Source organism: Rothia sp. (in: high G+C Gram-positive bacteria) (assembly GCF_015265375.1).
Classification (GTDB): domain Bacteria; phylum Actinomycetota; class Actinomycetes; order Actinomycetales; family Micrococcaceae; genus Rothia.
Window position 1 is genome coordinate 15,199 of record NZ_JABZXW010000019.1, and the last position, 18,117, is coordinate 33,315.

General features: G+C 58.9%; 17 protein-coding genes. 14 read left to right on the forward strand and 3 right to left on the reverse strand.

Going from position 1 to position 18,117, the window contains the following annotated elements; translation table 11 throughout:
* Positions 1 to 45 precede the first annotated feature (45 nt).
* Entirely contained in the window at positions 46 to 516 is a 471-nt protein-coding gene (locus HXO69_RS04010) for an Rrf2 family transcriptional regulator (RefSeq protein ID WP_049327323.1), read from the forward strand.
* Positions 517 to 1,130: 614 nt separating this feature from the next.
* A complete protein-coding gene (locus HXO69_RS04015; RefSeq protein ID WP_296545445.1) occupies positions 1,131 to 2,312 on the forward strand; it encodes an FAD-binding oxidoreductase in 1,182 nt (393 codons plus the stop codon).
* A 154-nt stretch (positions 2,313 to 2,466) separates the two neighbouring features.
* Here the strand turns inward: HXO69_RS04015 and HXO69_RS04020 are convergent, their stop codons facing one another.
* The gene (locus tag HXO69_RS04020; RefSeq protein WP_296545446.1) at positions 2,467 to 3,873 is read right to left on the reverse strand and encodes a phosphomannomutase/phosphoglucomutase; all 1,407 of its coding nucleotides are present in this window, start codon (positions 3,871 to 3,873) and stop codon (positions 2,467 to 2,469) included.
* A 137-nt stretch (positions 3,874 to 4,010) separates the two neighbouring features.
* Here HXO69_RS04020 and manA point away from each other — a divergent pair, with 137 nt between their 5' ends.
* The 3 genes from manA to HXO69_RS04035 all read left to right on the forward strand — a co-directional run bounded on the left by manA (position 4,011) and on the right by HXO69_RS04035 (position 7,155).
* Complete coding sequence (gene manA, locus HXO69_RS04025) at positions 4,011 to 5,198, forward strand: mannose-6-phosphate isomerase, class I (RefSeq protein ID WP_296545447.1); 1,188 nt, start codon at positions 4,011 to 4,013, stop codon at positions 5,196 to 5,198.
* A 322-nt stretch (positions 5,199 to 5,520) separates the two neighbouring features.
* A complete protein-coding gene (locus tag HXO69_RS04030) occupies positions 5,521 to 5,790 on the forward strand; it encodes an ACT domain-containing protein (protein WP_005507158.1) in 270 nt (89 codons plus the stop codon).
* A gap of 9 nt (positions 5,791 to 5,799) precedes the next feature.
* A complete protein-coding gene (locus tag HXO69_RS04035; RefSeq protein ID WP_294458489.1) occupies positions 5,800 to 7,155 on the forward strand; it encodes a PFL family protein in 1,356 nt (451 codons plus the stop codon).
* 112 nt (positions 7,156 to 7,267) lie between these two features.
* Here HXO69_RS04035 and HXO69_RS04040 read toward each other — a convergent pair whose 3' ends face one another.
* Together HXO69_RS04040 and tmk are read right to left on the reverse strand one after the other, a co-directional pair.
* Positions 7,268 to 8,407: a DNA polymerase III subunit delta' gene (locus HXO69_RS04040; protein ID WP_296545449.1), complete on the reverse strand. Its 1,140-nt coding sequence runs from the start codon at positions 8,405 to 8,407 to the stop codon at positions 7,268 to 7,270.
* Complete coding sequence (tmk, locus tag HXO69_RS04045; RefSeq protein WP_296545451.1) at positions 8,404 to 9,120, reverse strand: dTMP kinase; 717 nt, start codon at positions 9,118 to 9,120, stop codon at positions 8,404 to 8,406. Before tmk ends, HXO69_RS04040 begins: the two co-directional genes overlap by 4 nt.
* A 160-nt stretch (positions 9,121 to 9,280) precedes the next feature.
* Here tmk and HXO69_RS04050 point away from each other — a divergent pair, with 160 nt between their 5' ends.
* The 9 genes from HXO69_RS04050 (at position 9,281) to rlmB (ending at position 17,755) form a co-directional block, all read left to right on the forward strand.
* Positions 9,281 to 10,483 (forward strand): PLP-dependent aspartate aminotransferase family protein, encoded by a 1,203-nt coding sequence (locus HXO69_RS04050; protein ID WP_294642462.1) that lies wholly within the window; start codon positions 9,281 to 9,283, stop codon positions 10,481 to 10,483.
* Between the two features lie 48 nt (positions 10,484 to 10,531).
* The gene (locus HXO69_RS04055; protein ID WP_049338204.1) at positions 10,532 to 10,849 is read left to right on the forward strand and encodes a DUF2516 family protein; all 318 of its coding nucleotides are present in this window, start codon (positions 10,532 to 10,534) and stop codon (positions 10,847 to 10,849) included.
* 219 nt (positions 10,850 to 11,068) lie between these two features.
* Entirely contained in the window at positions 11,069 to 11,806 is a 738-nt protein-coding gene (locus HXO69_RS04060; protein ID WP_049338203.1) for a phosphoglyceromutase, read from the forward strand.
* A gap of 183 nt (positions 11,807 to 11,989) precedes the next feature.
* A complete protein-coding gene (locus HXO69_RS04065) occupies positions 11,990 to 13,117 on the forward strand; it encodes a cell wall metabolism sensor histidine kinase WalK (protein WP_296545454.1) in 1,128 nt (375 codons plus the stop codon).
* Between the two features lie 41 nt (positions 13,118 to 13,158).
* Positions 13,159 to 13,842 carry a response regulator transcription factor gene (locus HXO69_RS04070; RefSeq protein ID WP_005507150.1) on the forward strand — a complete coding sequence of 228 codons (684 nt, stop codon included), beginning with the start codon at positions 13,159 to 13,161 and terminating at the stop codon, positions 13,840 to 13,842.
* Positions 13,843 to 13,857: 15 nt separating this feature from the next.
* Positions 13,858 to 14,601 carry a 2-C-methyl-D-erythritol 4-phosphate cytidylyltransferase gene (ispD, locus tag HXO69_RS04075; RefSeq protein ID WP_296545455.1) on the forward strand — a complete coding sequence of 248 codons (744 nt, stop codon included), beginning with the start codon at positions 13,858 to 13,860 and terminating at the stop codon, positions 14,599 to 14,601.
* An 89-nt stretch (positions 14,602 to 14,690) separates the two neighbouring features.
* Positions 14,691 to 15,173, forward strand: a complete 483-nt coding sequence (gene ispF, locus HXO69_RS04080; RefSeq protein WP_049354501.1) for a 2-C-methyl-D-erythritol 2,4-cyclodiphosphate synthase — start codon at positions 14,691 to 14,693, stop codon at positions 15,171 to 15,173.
* Positions 15,174 to 15,255: 82 nt separating this feature from the next.
* Positions 15,256 to 16,674, forward strand: coding sequence for a cysteine--tRNA ligase (gene cysS / locus HXO69_RS04085; protein ID WP_296545457.1), 1,419 nt, complete (start codon positions 15,256 to 15,258; stop codon positions 16,672 to 16,674).
* 94 nt (positions 16,675 to 16,768) lie between these two features.
* Complete coding sequence (rlmB, locus tag HXO69_RS04090) at positions 16,769 to 17,755, forward strand: 23S rRNA (guanosine(2251)-2'-O)-methyltransferase RlmB (RefSeq protein WP_070593018.1); 987 nt, start codon at positions 16,769 to 16,771, stop codon at positions 17,753 to 17,755.
* Positions 17,756 to 18,117 lie beyond the last annotated feature (362 nt).

An 18,117-nucleotide genomic window follows, 5' to 3' on the forward strand; every position in this document is an offset into this window, starting at 1 on the left:
CCTCCGTGAAGGTGCGGCAGCACGAGAAGGATAGAAGGAGTATCCATGCGTTTGACAGCATTCTCGGATGTCTCGCTCCGCGTTCTGATGCTCCTGTCTGCCCTGGAGCCCGGTCAGAAGCTTTCCACTCAGAAGATTGCTGAGGGAGTGGACACCCCCTACAACCACGTGGCGAAGGCTGTAGCGTTCCTTGTGAACATGGGTTATTTGGATTCGACTCGCGGTCGTTCCGGTGGCGTCATGCTTTCCGACGCTGGTCGTTCTGCGACCGTCGGCACTATTCTTCGCGCTACTGAGGGCGATATCCCCATGATTGAGTGCGAGGATGAGAATGGCCACTGCCCGCTGGATAAGTTCTGCCGCCTGCGCAATGTGCTGGCGAGGGCTCGCGAGGCGTTCTATGCTTCGGTTGATTCGGTGGTCATTAGCGAGCTGACTGCCGGTGCACGCCCCGTTGGCCCGGTGTTTGTTGAGCTGGGCTTTGCGCCTCCGGAGAATGCGCTGCCTGCGCGCTAGGCCGGCACGCTATAAGAAATACGTGATACCTGTGGAGCTTTCCGGTGGGAGGCTCCACGGAGTTTTTAAGGCGTTCTTGCGGCTAACGCGGGGCTGTTGGGGTTTTCCCGGCGGCTTTCTGTGGAGGTTTTTGAGGGAGCATCGGGGGCGTCTTTGCCTCTGCCTGCGGGGGTGCTGGAACCTGTATGATTCCTGAATTTGTGCAGGAAATGCAGAAAATTGCAAACTTGCTTTTCAAATGCAGAAAATGTGACCATATTCATTTTTGCACCACACTGCATACTTTCCCTAGTAAATATATTTTCGGTCCAGAATTTTTATGCATACTTCGGGGCTAGTCACCCGGCGAACTCAAAAACAGTGCTGAAAATATATAGTGTGACGCTCGGCTCTCTCTTTGAGTCAGGGTGAACCATAAGTAGCATCTGCAGCGCCAAATAACCCTCGGGGCATGACCTGCACTCAGCGCAAACACCCCGCAAAATGCTACGGTAAGGGTGCTTTGTAAACACTCTGTCACCAACTGAGCTGTCCGAGTGAACGCCCCGCATCACCGACATTAAGGGCGTCACCACAACGACCGAGGTGACCACACAGGAAGAAGGCACGCACCGATGCTCTCCGAAAAGTCCCGCCCCATTATTGAGGCAACGCTGCCCATTATTGCTGAGCGCATTAACGACATCACCCCCGACTTCTACCGTCGAATGTTCGCCGCTCGCCCCGACCTGATGGACGGCATGTTCTCCCGCTCCTCCCAGCTCGAAGGTACCCAGCCCAAGGCACTGGCAGGCTCCATCGCCGTGTTCGCCTCCTACATCGTTCAGAATCCGAACTCCTACCCCGATGAGGTCCTCTCCCGCGTTGCACACAAGCACGCATCCCTGGGCCTGAAGGAAGAAGAGTACCCCACCGTCTACAAGTACCTCTTCGAGGCAATCGCCGCTAACCTGGGCGACCTGGCTACCCCCGAAATCGTTGAGGCGTGGACCGAGGTCTACTGGCTCATGGGCAACGCCCTCATCAAGCTGGAGAAGGGCCTGTACGCTTCCCAGGCAAACGACGTCATGTTCGCACCCTTCAAGCTCGTTGAGCGCAAGGAGACCGGCGAGAACGTCGTCGTGCTGACCTTCGAGCCCGCCGACGAGACCCCCATGACCGAGTCCAAGGGCGGCCAGTACATCTCCATCATCGTTCCCGCACGCGACGGTCTGCGCCAGGCACGCCAGTACACCCTGCTGCCCAGCGAAAAGAACCAGCGCCGCATCGGTGTGAAGCTCGACCCCAACGGCGAGATGACCTCCATCCTGCACGAGCTGGAAGTCGGCGCAGTCGTCGAGATCTCCAACCCCTACGGTGACCTAACCCTGGAAGGCTTCGGCGACCCCGAGGCACCCCTGTACCTCTTCTCCGCAGGTATCGGCACCACCCCCATGCTCAGCTTCCTCTCCGAGCTGGTCGAGAAGGGCTCCGAGCGTCCCGTGACCGTGGTCCACGCAGACCGCCGCCTGGACACCTGGCCCCTGCGTGAAGAGCTCACCGAGCTCGTCGGCAAGCTGCCCAACGGTCGCCTCGTCTCCTTCATCGAGGGTGAGGGTGGCGACTACACCGGCCGCGTCGACGTCTCCAAGCTGGACGTTCCCGCCAACGCTAACGTTTACCTCTGTGGCCCGCTGCCCTTCATGCAGGGCGTACGCTCCGCACTGGTGGAGGCAGGCGTCCCCGGCAAGAACATCAACTACGAGATCTTCGGCCCCGACCAGTGGATGCTCCACGACCAGGCACGCGAGGCGTAAAAACCCCGTAAGCCGGCTCGTCCGCTAGGTTTCTTAAACCCGGCTAGGTTCTTCCTCTTAGACAGAAGAACCTAGCCGGGTTTTAGAACTCAAAATAAAAATCCCGCCCCGCAGACGAATCTGCGGGGCGGGATTTTTAGTAGCTAGCTAGTGCTTAGCCCTGGCGAACCAGAGCCAGAACCTCGTCACGGACGCGCTCCATAGTCGCAACATCCGGTGCCTCAAGGTTCAGGCGCAGGAAAGGCTCGGTGTTCGAAGGACGCAGGTTGACCCACCAGCCCTCTTCAGTGTTGGTGAAGGTGGTGCCGTCGGAGTCCTCAACAACCACGGGAGCGTTAGCGTAGTGTGCACGCACGCGGTCCACAGCGGCAGCCTTGTCTTCGATCTCGGAGTTGATCTCGCCGGAGGCAACGTACGGGGAGTACTTCGCGCTGATCTCGGAGAGGGGCTGGTCGCCGCCACCCAGAGCAGCCAGCACGTGCATTGCAGCGAGCATGCCGGTGTCTGCGTTGAAGAAGTCCTTGAAGTAGTAGTGAGCGGAGTGCTCGCCACCGAAAACGCCGTTCTCCTCAGCCATAACAGCCTTGATGAAGGAGTGGCCCACGCGGGTCTTCACTGCGCGGCCGCCCAGCTTCTCAACCAGCTCAGGAACAGCCTTCGAGGTGATCAGGTTGTAGATGATGACGGGCTCTTCGTTACCCTCTGCCTTCGCACGAGCAATCTCGCGCTCAGCAACCAGAGCGGTCACAGCCGAAGGAGTGACGGGCTCACCCTTCTCGTCGATGACGAAGCAACGGTCAGCGTCACCGTCGAACGCCAGACCAATGTCAGCACCGTGCTCAACAACAGCCTTCTGCAGGTCAACCAGGTTAGCCGGCTCCAGCGGGTTAGCCGGGTGGTTCGGGAAGGTACCGTCCAGCTCGAAGTACAGGGGAACGATTTCCAGGGGCAGGCCCGGCAGGATGGTGTCGCCCAGAACAGCGGGAGTGGTCATACCACCCATGCCGTTACCAGCGTCAACAACAACCTTCAGGGGGCGGATGGAAGACAGGTCAACCAGCTTGCGCAGGTACTCTGCGTAAGGCTTGAGGATGTCCTTCTCAGAAACGGTGCCGACCTTCTCCACAGAAGGAATCTCGCCCGCATCCAGGTACTTCTGAGCCAGGTCGCGAATATCGAACAGGCCGGACTCGGAAGACAGAGGAACAGCGCCTGCCTTAGCCATCTTCATGCCGTTGTACTCTGCGGGGTTGTGGCTAGCGGTGAAGGTAACACCGGCAGCGTTCTCAACGCCACATGCGAAGTACAGAACGTCAGTGGAGATCAGACCGATCTTCTCAACATTTGCACCGCGAGCGGTTGCACCCTGGGCGAATGCATCCATGAATTCGGGGGAGGAGGGGCGCATGTCGCCACCGACCAGAATGGTCTGGCCCTCCAGGCCCAGAACGTCTACGAAAGCCGCACCAGTAGCGCGAACAGTCTCTGCGGTAATGGTCTCGCCGACGATGCCACGCACGTCGTACGCTTTGAATGAGTCATGTAGATTAATAGTAGTCACGCCTTTTATTTTAGCGGTAAAGAAGTGCAACTAGCCTCTATAATGGGCAGGTAAAACCTTATAAATTCCGCTGAATGTATGGGTTTTTTATCACTTCACTTACTTCAAACAACTCACGTCGAGAGGTATTTTCCCCCATGGGTGAGATTTTTTCCCTAAAAAACCAGATTCAGAATTATGCGTGGGGTTCCCGCGAAATTCTCGGACGCATGCGCGGCGTGCCCGTCCCCACCGAACAGCCCGAGGCTGAGGTGTGGGTTGGCGCGCATCCGGCTGCGCCCTCGCGCGCTACCGTGGACGGTACCGAATCCCCGCTCAACGAACTGATTGTGGAGAACCCTTCCCGCTTCCTGCGCCCGGACCGTACCTCCGACTGGTTCCCCTTCCTCTTTAAGATCCTTGCGATTGATGCACCCCTGTCCATTCAGGTGCACCCCACCCCCGAGCAGGCTATCGCCGGCTTCGAGGACGAGCAGGCACGCGGCATCGCGATTGACGCGCCGCACCGCAACTACAAGGACCGCTACTCCAAGCCCGAAACCGTCATCGCGCTGACCCAGATGCGCGTGCTCACCGGTGTGCGCACCTCCGAGCAGCTGTCAGAACTGGCGAAGGCGTTCAAGGCTGACTGGCTGGCAGAGCGTGTGGAGCTTACCCCCAAGCAACTGCTGACCGAGATTATTCGCATGCCCGAAGACGCTGCCGCAGCCGCTGTTGAGCAGCTCGTCGAGGCGGCAGCAGAGCTGACCGGCTCCGAGAACGCGCTTATCGCCGATGCAGCTGAGCTCGTGCAGATTGTTGCCGGCAAGTACCCCGGCGACCGCGGCCTGCTCGTCGCCTTCGTCATGAACCTGGTACACCTGGCACCCGGCGAATCCGCATTCACCCCCGACGGTCAGGTGCACGCCTACGTCTCCGGCACCGCCATTGAGCTGATGAACCCCTCTGATAACGTGATGCGCGCGGGTCTGACCGCAAAGCACATCGACACCGAGGAGCTCATCAAGGTTCTCGGCGAAAGCCAGGATGCACCCGTAATCCAGCGCCCCACCCCCGAGAACGCGCCCGTGGGCACCTACGCCATGTGGGACGAGCGCATGAGCGTGACCCGCATCCGCGTTGAAGAGGGCAAGCCGCAGGAATACACCTTCGAGGGCATTAGCGCCGCGCTGAGCGTATCCGGCAAAATCACTATTCACGCGGCAGACGGCAACGGCACCGAAGAGTTCGTTCTGGGCGCCACCGAGTCGGTGCTGCACGTGGGTGAGCCCTCGGCAGCAACCCTGAGCGGTAATGGCGAGCTGTACATCGCTTCTTACGTCTAGGTTTAATATTTGGGTCTTACCTCTACATGTTGCGTCTGGGAAGCGTCTCTAGACACTCAAATCTAGACAGCTCAATGGAGCATTCAAAAGAGATCGCTCCGCTAATGACGCTCATAAAGAATCCACGTTCTTTCGTACCTCTGAATAAGGTGAAGGGACGTGGATTTTTTATTCCCACGATGTTCGGTGGGAGGGGCTTTTTGTGTTGACCCTGCAGAATGTGTTCTGGGTAACCTATAATTGCTCTTATAAATATGCGTGTACCTGTGCCTTTATGCACCTCTTCATTGGGTACGCATCCCCAAACCACTAGGAGAACACTGTGAAGATCATCCTCACCGTCACAGGCATCGACCACGAAGGCATCATCGCCGCCGTGACCGCAACCCTCGCCGAGCGCAAGGTCAACGTCCTCGACGTCTCCCAGACCATCATGGGCGAATTCTTCACCATGATCATGCACTGCTCCTTCGACGAAGAGCAGCAGAACCTCATCGACCTGCAGGAAGCCATGGTTGGTGTTGAGCACGAACAGAAGGTCCAGATTCGCATCCAGGCAGAATCCATCTTCAAGGCAATGCACACCATCTAAGCGGCCACCATGATGAATGACAATATTCTTGAAACCATCCGAATGATCGAGGAGCAGAAGCTCGACATTCGCACCGTCACCATGGGCATCTCCCTGCTCGACTGCGCCGACTCTGACGGTGAGGTAGCCCGCCGCAAAATCTACGACAAGATCACCAGCCGCGCCGCAAACCTCGTCAGCGTCTGCGAAGGCATCGAGGCCGAGCTCGGTATCCCGATTGTCAACAAGCGCATCGCGGTCACCCCCATCGCGCTGGTGGCAGGCGCCTCCAACGATGAGGACTACGTAGAATTCGCCCGCACCCTCGACGCGGCTGCGAAGGCGGTCGGCGTGAACTTCGTCGGCGGCTTCAGCGCCCTCGTCGACAAGGGCATGACCCCCGCCGATGAGAAGCTGATCCGCTCCATCCCGCGAGCGCTCGCAGAGACCGACGTGGTCTGCTCCTCCGTAGACATCGGCTCCTCCCGCGCCGGCATCAACATGAGCGCAGTCAAGCTCATGGGCGAGACCATCCGCGCCACCGCAGACCTGACCGCGGACTCCCACGGCTTCGGCTGCGCCAAGCTCGTCGTCTTCGCAAACGCCGTCAGCGACAACCCCTTCATGGCGGGCGCATTCCACGGCGTGCAGGAGGCAGACACCACCATCTCTGTGGGTGTCTCCGGTCCCGGCGTGGTGCACCGCGCCCTGCAGAAGGTCCGCGGCGAATCCTTCGACACCTGCGCAGAAGAAATCAAGAAGGCAGCCTTCAAGATTACCCGCGTTGGCCAGCTGGTCGGCACCCTCGCCGCTGAACGCCTGGGCGTGCAGTTCAACATTATCGACCTCTCCCTGGCACCCACCGCAGAGATTGGCGACTCGGTCGCACACATCCTCGAGGAAATGGGTCTGGAAACCGTCGGTACCCACGGTACCGTTGCGGCACTCGCACTGCTCAACGATGCGGTGAAGAAGGGCGGCCTCATGGCGTGCTCGAACGTCGGTGGCCTCTCCGGCTCCTTCATCCCGATCTCTGAGGATATCGGCATGATTGAATCCGCCGCAGCCGGACACATCAGCCTCGACAAGCTCGAAGCAATGACCGCCATCTGCTCCGTCGGCCTGGACATGGTCGCGGTTCCGGGCGACACCCCCGCCTCCACCCTCGCCGCAATGATTGCCGATGAGGCAGCAATCGGCGTGATGAACCACAAGACCACCGCGGTCCGCGTTATCCCGGCGGTTGGCCTGGGCGTAGGCGACATGGTCGAATTTGGCGGCCTGCTCGGTCGAGCACCCGTCATGCCGACCCACACCCCCAGCGCGGAGGCGTTCATCGCCCGCTGCGGTCGTATTCCGTCGCCGGTTCACGGTTTCCGCAACTAACCTCTAGGCACTTTTAGAGTCTATAGAAAAGGGGAGGCACCGAAGAATATCTCTTCGGTGCCTCCCCATTTTGTGTTGTATTGAAGATTCATAGACGCTTGTTCGAGCGTTTCTAGTACACGAAACGGCTCATCAACGCCTCAAGCGCCAGACGCGCATTCGCATTTGTCTTCAGGCGACGCAGAGTCAAATCGACCGCCTGCACATCCTCCAGTAGCTGCTGGGCGGAGCGGCGGGTGCAGAACGCCTCCAGAGGCTCGCGCAAATGCTCATTAATCAGCGGAGCCTGCGCAGACAGAGCCACCGTCAACGCATCACGCAGAACCGTCTGAACCTGAGCCACAGAACGTAACAGCGTATCCGAGGAAACGCGCTTAGCGCGGCGCTTCTGCGGCTCCTCTAGGCGGCGAACCTGCGCGCGCAAGGACGGAGAAACGCGCTCACCCTCACGAATACCCAACAGAGCCAGCAGCTCCTGGCGTTCCTGCTCATCCTTGAGAGCGGAGACAGCCTGCGCGTCCTGATCGGCAAGGTCGGTGAGCTTTTCTGCGGCGTTGAAAGCCGAAGAAATAGAACGAACATTCAGAATCAGGGAGGTAATCAACTCCCGACGAGCCATCGCCTGCTCATCGGTCGCCAAACGGTACCCCTCCTGCGCATCGCCCAGAGACAGGCGCGCCGCACGCTGCGCCAGCAGGTCAGCCACGCCGTGCGCCAGCAGATACTCGTGCACCTGCGCATCGGTCGGAACCGGCAACTGTACCGGACGGCAACGCGAACGAATCGTCACCAGCACGTCAGTGGGGGAGGGCGCCGTCAGCAACCAAATCGTATGCGGCGGCGGTTCCTCAATCGCCTTCAACAATACATTGGAGGTACGCTCCGGCATGCGCTCAGTGTCCTCGACCAGAATCACACGCCAACGACCCACGGTCGGGCGGTCCTGAGCCTTCATGACCAGCTCGCGTGCCTCATCAATGCTGATGTGCGTCGCCTCGGTACTAAAGTGCGTGAAATCTGCGTGCGAACCGTTCATGACGGTCACGCAGCCCTTGCACTGGCCGCATCCGCGGTTCTGTGGGTCGGGCTGCTCGCACAGCAGAGCCGCCGCGAAGACCTTTGCCGCCTCACGGTGAGGCGCGCCGGTCGCCCCGGTAAACAGCCAAGCGTGCGTGGGACGGTCAGCGGCGGCGTCTGCGCATAGCTGCTGGAGCTTATCGGCGGGAATCAGCAGGGTATCCCAGAGGCTCATGAGTCCTCCTTGCCGGTGCGGACCAGCTCGCGGGCGGCGAGCAACGGTTCAATCACCTCGAGCACGCGCGCGTGCACCTCATTAATCGTGCCCACACCGTCAATGATGCGGTGCGAGCCGTTAGCGTCCTCGCGGGCAATTTGCTCGAAGGCACCGTGAATACGTGCTTTGAACGCCGCGCCTTCAGCCTCAATACGGTCGACGGTGCCGCGCTGGTCCATGCGTTCCTGCTCGGCGCTTAGCGGTACGCTCAACAGCAGGGTTGCGTCGGGTACCAGATCGGCGGTGGCCCAGCGGCTCAAATCGACGATGGTTTCAACGCCCAGATCACGGCCTACGCCCTGGTAGGCAGCAGAAGAGTCAATATAGCGGTCGCTGAGTACGATGGCGCCCTTAGCGAGCGCGGGACGAATCAGCTGGGAGGCGTGCGCCGCGCGGGACGCCGCAAAAATCAGTGCCTCGGTGCGGTCGTCAATGGTGCCCTGACCTGCCTCAAGGACGAGCGCTCGCAGCTTTTCGCCAATCTCGGTGCCGCCGGGTTCGCGGGTGGTGATGACACGGTATCCGCGGTCGCGTAGTGCCTCATTCAGTAGGGTGAGCTGGGTGGTTTTGCCGGCGCCGTCGCCTCCTTCGACCACGATAAAAAGCCCGCGGCGACCGGTCGGGTCGGCGGGAAGATTCTGGGCATCGGGGGTGTAGCTGAGAGTATCCATCACTTCTTAAGGGTACCGGGTCTGCCCAAATCCTCAGTGTGGCTTCGGCGACGGGTCCGAACTGCGTTGAGTGCGCTTACAGGTAAAAAACATGTAAATCCTGTGTACCGTCACCGGCGTGGGCGTGCGTTCTGGGCGTGGGTGTGCCAGGCTTAAAGGCATGACTGCAGATAACCACGACATGAATTACTCCGCCGAGACCTTCGTCGTCTCCGGCGGCCGCCCGGCACACGAGCATGACGCGCCGGTGAACCCCCCGATTGTTCTTTCTTCCACCTACCGCGGTGTGGACGCCGTCAATATTGAGCAGGACCGCGTGTACGCCCGCTTCTCGAACCCCACCTGGGAGGGAATGGAAGAGGTTGTGGCGAAGCTGGAGAACGCATCCCAGCCGGGTCTGCTGTTCCCCTCCGGCATGGCTGCTGTCGCTGCCGTGATTGACCTGGTTCCGGTTGGCTCCATTGTGCTGATTCCGAAGCACGCGTACATGGCGTCGGTGACCCTGTGCAAGGATTTGGAACGCCGCGGCATCATCGAACTGGTTCGCGTGGACATTGAAGACACCGAGAGCGTTATCGCCGCTATGGAGGATGCCGCATCCCGCGCTGGCGTGACCCCCGAGAACGTGAACTACTCGGCACCGAAGGTCCTGGCGTGGCTGGAGAGCCCCACCAACCCGATGCTTGAGGTCGCTGACCTGCCTGCCCTGCTGACTGCTGCCCGCCGCCTGGGTATTGTGACCGCGGTGGATAACACCTTCGCGACCCCGATTCTGCAGCGTCCCCTGGATTTGGGTGCTGACGTCGTGGTTCACTCCGCAACGAAGTTCCTGGCGGGCCACTCGGATGTGTTGCTGGGCATGACCCTCACCTCGAATGAAGAGCTGTACAAGGCGATGCTGCACCACCGCATCACCAACGGTGCGATCCCCGGCCCCGTGGAGGCGTGGCTTGGTCTGCGCGGCCTGCGCACCCTGGCGTTGCGCGTGGAGCGTGCGGTGCAGAACGCGCAGGTACTGGCTGAGCGTCTGAGCGAGCACCCCTTCGTGACCGAAGTACGCTACCCGGGTCTGGTGAGCGACCGTGGCCATGAGGTTGCGAAGAAGCAGATGGACGGTTTCGGCGCGATTCTCTGCGTCACCCTGGATACGGACGCTCAGGGTGCCCGTAATGTCGTGGAGGCGCTGAAGCTGTGGACCCCGGCAACCTCCCTGGGTGGCGTGGAGTCCCTCGTGGAGCGTCGTCGTCGCCACGGTAACGAGCCGGATTCGATTCCGGAGTCGCTGCTGCGCCTGTCGGTGGGTATTGAGAACGTTGATGACCTTTACAATGACTTGGTTGAGGCCTTTAAGGTTGTCCGCTAGGCACTTTGCTAGGGTTGTCTAGAGAAGCTGCTGATTCTAAGGAATACTATGTCTCCTATTCTGTTGGTCTGGTACGTGACCACTTTTGTTGATACGCTGCTGGCTATTGCAGCTGCTGTGGTTGGTGTGCTGGCGTTTGTGCGTGCGTGGATGTCTCCGGCTAATGCTTACGATTTTGCCGGTAAGCGTCCGAAGAACACGTGGCTGGCTTTGACCGGTGGTTCTGCTGCGGTGTCGCTGTTTAGCGTTTTTGCTGCGGTGACTGGCGGCGGTAATACTGTGCTGATTCTTCAGCTGGTTGCTGCTGTGATTAGCTGCGTGTTCCTGGCTGGTGTGTGGCCTTCGGTGGGTCGCCGCCGTTTCTAGTGCAGCTTGTGCGCTCGCTTTGAGCGATAGAGTGTGAGGCCTCGCGTGCCTTCTGGCGGGTTTGTCCCGGTCGGATGGTGTGCGGGGCTTTGCCGCGTCTTGGCGCGGTTTTTACCCTTCCTCTTCTGGTAGAAAAGACCCTTATAAATTTTTGGGAGAATGCATATTTTCTATGCCTTAAGGCATGACAAACCGGCGGGTAAATGAAAAAATAGAGGTATGACTTACAAACTAGTACTCCTGCGCCACGGCCAGTCCGAGTGGAACGAGAAGAACCTGTTCACCGGCTGGGTGGACGTTAACCTGACCGATAAGGGCCGCGCTGAGGCTAAGCGCGGCGGCGAGTTGCTGGCAGAGCGCAACATCCTCCCCGATGTTGTTCACACCTCCCTGCAGCGTCGCGCAATCAACACCGCAAACCTTGCACTGGATGCAGCAGACCGCCTGTGGATTCCCGTCAAGCGCACCTGGCGCCTGAACGAGCGTCACTACGGTGCTCTGCAGGGTAAGAACAAGTCCGAAATCCGCGAGGAATACGGCGACGAGAAGTTCATGACTTGGCGTCGTTCCTACGACGTTCCGCCGCCCCCGCTGGATGACAACGACCCCTACTCGCAGGCACACGACCCCCGCTACGCGGATGTTGAGAACGCTCCTCGCACCGAGTGCCTGAAGGACGTTCTGGGCCGTATGCTTCCCTACTGGGAGTCGGACATCAAGCCCGACCTCGCAGCAGGTAAGACCGTTCTGGTTGCTGCACACGGTAACTCCCTGCGTTCGCTGGTCAAGCACCTCGAGGGTATTTCCGATGAGGACATTGCTGGCCTGAACATCCCCACCGGTATTCCGCTGTACTACGAGCTGGATGAGAACTTCAAGCCCGTCAAGGCTGGCGAGTACCTGGACCCCGAGGCTGCTAAGGACGCTATTGCTGCCGTAGCAAACCAGGGTAAGTAATACCTTCGGCAGGGTTTAGCCCCTGTCATTGTGATGAGCCGTCCACCGGTAAGGTGGGCGGCTCATTGCGTTCTCTGCAAGGTTTCTGCACGGAGCGCGTGCCTGAGAAGAAGAGCGCTCGCCTGAACGCTGGGTATCAGCCACATTTATACTGAGTGGGGTACCCGAACAGAAGGGAAGTACATGGATGCCGGTCTGATCGCCTTTATTGCGGGCATGATAGGTCTGCTGGTGGGCGTCCTGAGCATGAACGCGGTGGCGCGTAGTGAGCGGGAGCAGGAGCGTAGCTTGGTGTCGGCGCCGGCGCTGCGTGATGGTGCCGCTCAGGTGCTTGCTGTGATTGGTCGCGCCTACCTGGTGATTGATGAGGTGGGCGGCGTGGTTCAGGCTTCTCCGGGTGCTTATGCGATGGGTCTGGTGCGTGGCCATACGGTGGCGTCTGATGAGTTGGCGGATATGATTCGCACGGTGCGTCATCGCGGTATTTTTGTGGAGCGTAGCTTTGAGATTGACCGCGGTGAGGGTGAGGCGCTGGTCTTGGATGTGCGTGTTGCGTCGCTGGGCGATGAGTACATTCTGGTGCTGGCTGATGACCGTACTGAAATTTCTCGTGTGCAGCGTATGCGTAATGATTTTGTGGCGAATGTGTCGCATGAGTTGAAGACTCCGGTGGGTGCGGTGAGCCTGTTGGCTGAGGCTATTGAGCAGGCGAGTGATGACCCTGAGGCGATTGAGTATTTTGTGGGTCGTCTGCATAAGGAGACTCGCCGCCTGTCTGCGCTGGTGCGTGACATTATTGAGCTTTCGCGTCTGCAGTCGACCGATGTGATTGCGCGTGGTGGTCCGGTGTCGGTGCCTTCTTTAGTGGCTGATGCGGTGGATCGTTCGCATATTGTGGCGGAGGAGAAGGACATCCAGATTTCTACCCGCATCGAGGAGGTTCCCGAGGTGTATGGTGACGCCGAGCTGCTCGGTATTGCTGTGCAGAACCTGGTGGAGAACGCGGTGCGTTATTCGCCGGAGCATACGAAGGTGGATATTTGGGTGCACCGTGTGGCTGATCAGCTGCTGGTTGAGGTTGCTGATCAGGGCGTGGGTATTCCGGAGGACGAGCAGAAGCGTATTTTTGAGCGTTTTTACCGGGTTGATCCGGCTCGTTCGCGTCAGACGGGCGGCACTGGTTTGGGCTTGAGCATTGTGAAGCATGTGATGACTCAGCACGGTGGTAGCGTGACGGTTCGGTCGATGCCGCAGGAAGGCTCGACGTTTACGTTGGCGTTGCCGCTGAATGAGGCTCCGGTCGCAGTGTAGTGTTAGCGGTATAGGTTTTATGGAATCGAAGGAAGTTATTGATGTCTAAAATTCTGATTGTTGAGGACGAAGAGGCCCTCTCGGATCCCCTGGCGTTTTTGCTGGGTCGTGAGGGTTTCCAGACGATTGTTGTAGATAACGGTCTGGATGCTCTGCCGGTGTTTGACCGCGAGGGTGCGGACCTGGTGCTGCTGGATGTGATGCTTCCGGGCATGTCCGGTATGGAGGTGTGCCGTAAGCTGCGTGAGGTGTCTTCGGTCCCGATTATCATGCTGACCGCTAAGGATTCTGAGCTGGATAAGGTTCTGGGTCTGGAGCTGGGCGCTGATGATTATGTGACGAAGCCGTATTCTGCGCGTGAGCTGATTGCTCGTATCCGTGCGGTGTTGCGTCGTCGTTCGGCGGAGACTGATTCTGCTACTGAGTCGGTGCTGCAGGGCGGCCCGGTGCGTATGGATATTGACCGCCATGTGGTGACGGTTAATGGTGAAGAGATTTCTATGCCGCTGAAGGAGTTTGAGCTCCTTGAGATTCTGCTGCGCAATGTGGGCCGTGTGATGACTCGCGGCCAGCTGATTGAGCGCGTGTGGGGCGCCGACTATGTGGGCGATACGAAGACCCTGGATGTGCATATTAAGCGTCTGCGTTCGAAGATTGAGCCGGATTCTTCTGCTCCGCAGTATGTGGTGACGGTTCGCGGCTTGGGCTATAAGTTCGAGGCGTAGGCGGGCTAGAGACTGATGACTTCTGCTTCTGCGGCGAATACTGCTGTGATTGTTTTGGCGGCTGGTTCGGGTACTCGCCTGGGTGAGCCGATTCCAAAGGCTGCTGTGCGTGTGCATGGTCGTACTCTGCTGGATTATGCGTTGGAGGGTGCGCTCGCTTCGGGTGTTGCTGAGCATGTGGTGGTGACTGTTCCTGCTGATTGTTCGGTGAGCTGCCCGGAGCTTTTGGAGGATGCCCGCCGTGCCGGCGCGCTGATTACCGCCGGTGGTGATACTCGTACTGCTTCGGTGGTTGCGGCGTTGGATGCGTTGAAGGATGCACAGGTTCCGGTGGATTATGTGCTGATTCATGATTGCGCTCGTGCGTTTACGCCGCCGCAGGTGTACCACCGTGTGCTTGAGGGCCTGGGTTCTGAGAGCCCGCAGGGCGTTGTGCGTGCGGTGATTCCTGCGTTGCCGGTGGTGGATACGGTGAAGACCGTTGATTCTGCCGGCCTGGTGACGGGTACTCCTTCGCGTGCGCAGATGCGTGCGGTGCAGACTCCTCAGGGTTTTGAGGTGGCTGCCCTGTTGGCGGCGCATGAGCGTAGCCGTTCCCTGCCGCCCGAGGAAGCGGAGCTGCTGACTGATGATGCGATGGCTATGGAGGCGGCGGGCGAGCCGGTGCTGACGGTTGCCGGTGATGCGGATGCGTTTAAGGTGACGACTCCGATGGATTTGCGGGTTGCTCGCGCGCTGTTTGGTGATTCTGCTTCCTAATCCTGCCGCCTAACGCCTCCTATACCTGCCTCTGTAGTGGGGCGGGCACTGCCGCTGAGAAGATTTTTGTTCGATTGAAGGGTCCTGTAATGACTGTTATTCCTCGTGTTGGTACCGGTGTTGATGTCCATGCTTTCGGTGAGGAGGGCACTCCTCTGTATATTGCTGGCCTGCATTGGCCGGGTGAGCGTGGTTTGAGCGGCCATTCTGATGGTGATGTGGTGGCTCATGCTGCCGCTGATGCGCTGTTCGCCGCCTCGGGTACGGGGGATTTGGGCTCGAACTTTGGTGTGGACCGCCCGGATATGAAGGGTGCTTCGGGTGTTCGCATTCTTTCTGAGGCTGCGGCGATTGTGCGTGCGGCTGGTTTTGAGATTGGTAATGTGAGCGTTCAGCTGGTGGGTAACCGCCCGAAGTTCTCTCCGCGCCGTGAGGAGGCGAACCGCGTGCTGAGCGAGGCGGCGGGTGCCCCGGTGACGGTGATTGCGACGACTACTGATGGTTTGGGTTTGACGGGCCGCGGTGAGGGCGTGGCTGCTATTGCGACGGCGCTGGTGTATCCGCGTTCGTAGGTGTTTGGTTGCTTTGAACCATTCTGTAACCTATCGCTGATTTACCGACCCGGTGTCTGAACCGACCCCGTAAAATGAGAGTGTGACTATGCGTTTTTATGATTCAGCTTCCGCGACTATTCGCGAGTTTGAGCCCGTCGTGCCCGGTGAGGCGCGTATCTACTATTGCGGCGCTACGGTGCAGGGCGAACCGCACCTGGGCCATATCCGTTCGGCGCTGGTGTTTGACCAGCTGAGCCGCTGGATGCGCTACCGCGGCCTGAAGGTGACGACGGTCCGCAATGTCACTGATATTGATGACAAGATTTTGGCGAAGTCTGCTGATTCTATGGAGCCCGGTTTTGAGGGTGAGTTCCCGAATGAGCAGTGGTGGGCGCTCGCGTACCGTTTTGAGAAGGTTTTTGCTCAGGCGTATGCGGCGTTGGGTATTGATCCGCCGACGTATGAGCCGCGCGCGACCGGCCATATTCCGGAGATGTTTGCTCTGATTCAGCGTCTGATTGATCGTGGCCACGCGTACCCGGCGTTGGATGATTCTGGTGACGTGTATTTTGATGTGCGTTCGTGGGACAAGTACGGCGCACTGACGAATCAGAGCGTTGAGGATATGCAGGATTCTGCGGATGCTGATCCGCGCGGTAAGCGTGACCCTCGCGATTTTGCCCTGTGGAAGGGCTATAAGGAGGGCGAGCCGCTGACTGCTTCGTGGGAGTCCCCGTGGGGTCGCGGCCGTCCGGGCTGGCATCTGGAGTGCTCGGCGATGGCGGGTAAGTACTTGGGTTCGCGTTTTGATATTCATGGTGGCGGTTTGGACCTGCGTTTCCCGCACCATGAGAATGAGCTGGCGCAGTCGACTGCTGCCGGTGATGATTTCGCGAACTTCTGGATGCACAACGGCATGGTCACCTATGAGGGTGAGAAGATGTCGAAGTCTATCGGTAATACGATTTCGCCGGCGCAGATGCTTGAAATGGCTCGTCCGCTGGTGGTTCGCTACTACTTGGGTAGCGCGCATTACCGTTCGGTGCTGGATTACCGTCCCTCGTCTCTGCAGGAGGCGGCGACCGCTATTGAGCGTGTTGAGGCGTTCCTTGCTGCTACTCAGGATGTGCTGAAGCCGGGTCGTGAGGTTCCGGAGGCTTTTGCTGAGGCGATGGATGATGACGTGAACATTCCGCGTGCTCTGGCGGTTCTGCATGAGCAGACTCGCGCGGGTAATGCTGCGCTTGCTGCTGGTGAGGATGCTTCGGATGCGGCTAACGCCGTGATGGCTATGGCTGAGGTTCTGGGTCTGGCTCAGCTGATGAGCTTTAATGCTGAGGGCACTTCGGGTGCTGAGCATGAGGCTTTGGATGCGCTGATTCAGGCTGTGTTGGCGGAACGTGCGGACGCTCGCGCTCAGAAGGATTGGGCGAAGGCTGATGCGATGCGTGATCTGTTGGCGTCTGCTGGCGTGCAGGTGAAGGATGGCGCGAATGGTTCGACTTGGAGTGTCGGCTAGAGGGTGATGTGCCCCGCGTTTGTGCGCAAGGCTTAGGTCGCGCGGGTTCTCTCGCGTAGACTCGTATTCAAAACTTTGACGAAGGAAGAGAAGAATGGCTAAGGCAGGTTCGCGCCCGGGCGCTACCAGCAAGAAGAAGGGTGCTACTAAGGGCACTGGTGGTCACGGCCGTAAGGCGCTTGAGGGTAAGGGCCCTACTCCGAAGGCTGAGGACCGCGTTTATCACAAGGCGTATAAGATGAAGCGCGCGGCTGAGCGTCGTGCTGCTACCGGTACGAACCGTAAGTTCCAGACTCGTCTGGGCGGTAAGCGTGCTAGCGACGAGCTGGTGACTGGTCGTAACGCGGTGCTTGAGGCTCTTCGTACTGAGATTCCCTCGAAGCACCTGTACATTATGAGCCGCATTGAGGTGGATGACCGCGTCCGCGAGATTATGACTATTGCGAATAAGCGCAATATTCCGATGCTGGAGATTCCGCGTAGCGAGCTGGATCGTCTGACCGATGGTGCGGTGCACCAGGGTGTGGCGATGCAGATTCCTCCGTACAAGTACCCGGATGCTACCGACCTGGTGCTGGATACTATGGAGCGTTGGCACTCGGGTAAGCTGTCGACCCCGCCGCTGTTTGTTGCGCTGGATGGTATTACTGATCCGCGTAACCTGGGTGCGATTATTCGTAGCGTGTCCGCGTTCAGCGGTGACGGCGTGATTATTCCTGAGCGTCGTTCGGCTGCTGTGACTGCTGGTGCGTGGAAGACTAGTGCCGGTGCGGCTGCTCGTATTCCTGTTGCGATGGCGACTAATCTGACTCGTGTGATTCAGCAGGCTAAGGAGCAGGGTATTTTCGTGATTGGTCTGGATGGCGGTGGCGATATTGAGCTGCCGGCTCTGGAGCTTGCGAATGAGCCGCTGTGCGTGGTGGTTGGTTCTGAGGGCAAGGGCCTGTCCCGCCTGGTGACCGAGAACTGCGATCAGATTGTGTCGATTCCGATTGACTCGGCAATGGAGTCTTTGAACGCGGCGATGGCTGTGGGCATCACTCTGTACGATGTGTCCCGTCGTCGCGCTACCGCGAACTAGAGTTTGAAGCTAGCGGGCTACGGCATGTAGCTCTGTAGCTTGAACAAGGAGGGCGCCCCCGTGAGGGGGGTGCCCTCCTTTTCTATCTCTTCTCCCCTCCTTTATTCGGTTCTTCCATACGGGGTGGGGGAGCTTTAGGGGATTTTAGGGCTCTTTTGAGGCTTTTTAAACTTTTTTTGAAGAAATTTTGAAGGGGTTACCCTGCGTTGACTAGGGGTTTTAGTGCTCTGTTCAAGTCAGAATGAACCTAAACCCCCATATTTGTGTCCTACTTCACCCTATTTCGGGTTGCAGGGCTGTTTGGGGGTCTGTATAGTTGTATGAGTCGCCGCGGCGAGGAGGAAAAAACGAAGAACTTCTTC

What these genes read in the sequence shown, in the direction of transcription:
- manA (WP_296545447.1), top strand. Translation starts at nt 4,011, where the DNA reads ATGGGTGAGATTTTTTCCCTAAAAAACCAGATTCAGAATTATGCGTGG.
- HXO69_RS04050 (WP_294642462.1), top strand. Translation starts at nt 9,281, where the DNA reads ATGACTGCAGATAACCACGACATGAATTACTCCGCCGAGACCTTCGTC.
- ispF (WP_049354501.1), top strand. Translation starts at nt 14,691, where the DNA reads ATGACTGTTATTCCTCGTGTTGGTACCGGTGTTGATGTCCATGCTTTC.
- HXO69_RS04055 (WP_049338204.1), top strand. Translation starts at nt 10,532, where the DNA reads ATGTCTCCTATTCTGTTGGTCTGGTACGTGACCACTTTTGTTGATACG.
- ispD (WP_296545455.1), top strand. Translation starts at nt 13,858, where the DNA reads ATGACTTCTGCTTCTGCGGCGAATACTGCTGTGATTGTTTTGGCGGCT.
- HXO69_RS04040 (WP_296545449.1), bottom strand. Translation starts at nt 8,407, where the DNA reads ATGAGCCTCTGGGATACCCTGCTGATTCCCGCCGATAAGCTCCAGCAG.
- rlmB (WP_070593018.1), top strand. Translation starts at nt 16,769, where the DNA reads ATGGCTAAGGCAGGTTCGCGCCCGGGCGCTACCAGCAAGAAGAAGGGT.
- HXO69_RS04060 (WP_049338203.1), top strand. Translation starts at nt 11,069, where the DNA reads ATGACTTACAAACTAGTACTCCTGCGCCACGGCCAGTCCGAGTGGAAC.
- HXO69_RS04070 (WP_005507150.1), top strand. Translation starts at nt 13,159, where the DNA reads ATGTCTAAAATTCTGATTGTTGAGGACGAAGAGGCCCTCTCGGATCCC.
- tmk (WP_296545451.1), bottom strand. Translation starts at nt 9,120, where the DNA reads ATGGATACTCTCAGCTACACCCCCGATGCCCAGAATCTTCCCGCCGAC.
- HXO69_RS04015 (WP_296545445.1), top strand. Translation starts at nt 1,131, where the DNA reads ATGCTCTCCGAAAAGTCCCGCCCCATTATTGAGGCAACGCTGCCCATT.
- HXO69_RS04065 (WP_296545454.1), top strand. Translation starts at nt 11,990, where the DNA reads ATGGATGCCGGTCTGATCGCCTTTATTGCGGGCATGATAGGTCTGCTG.
- HXO69_RS04035 (WP_294458489.1), top strand. Translation starts at nt 5,800, where the DNA reads ATGATGAATGACAATATTCTTGAAACCATCCGAATGATCGAGGAGCAG.
- HXO69_RS04010 (WP_049327323.1), top strand. Translation starts at nt 46, where the DNA reads ATGCGTTTGACAGCATTCTCGGATGTCTCGCTCCGCGTTCTGATGCTC.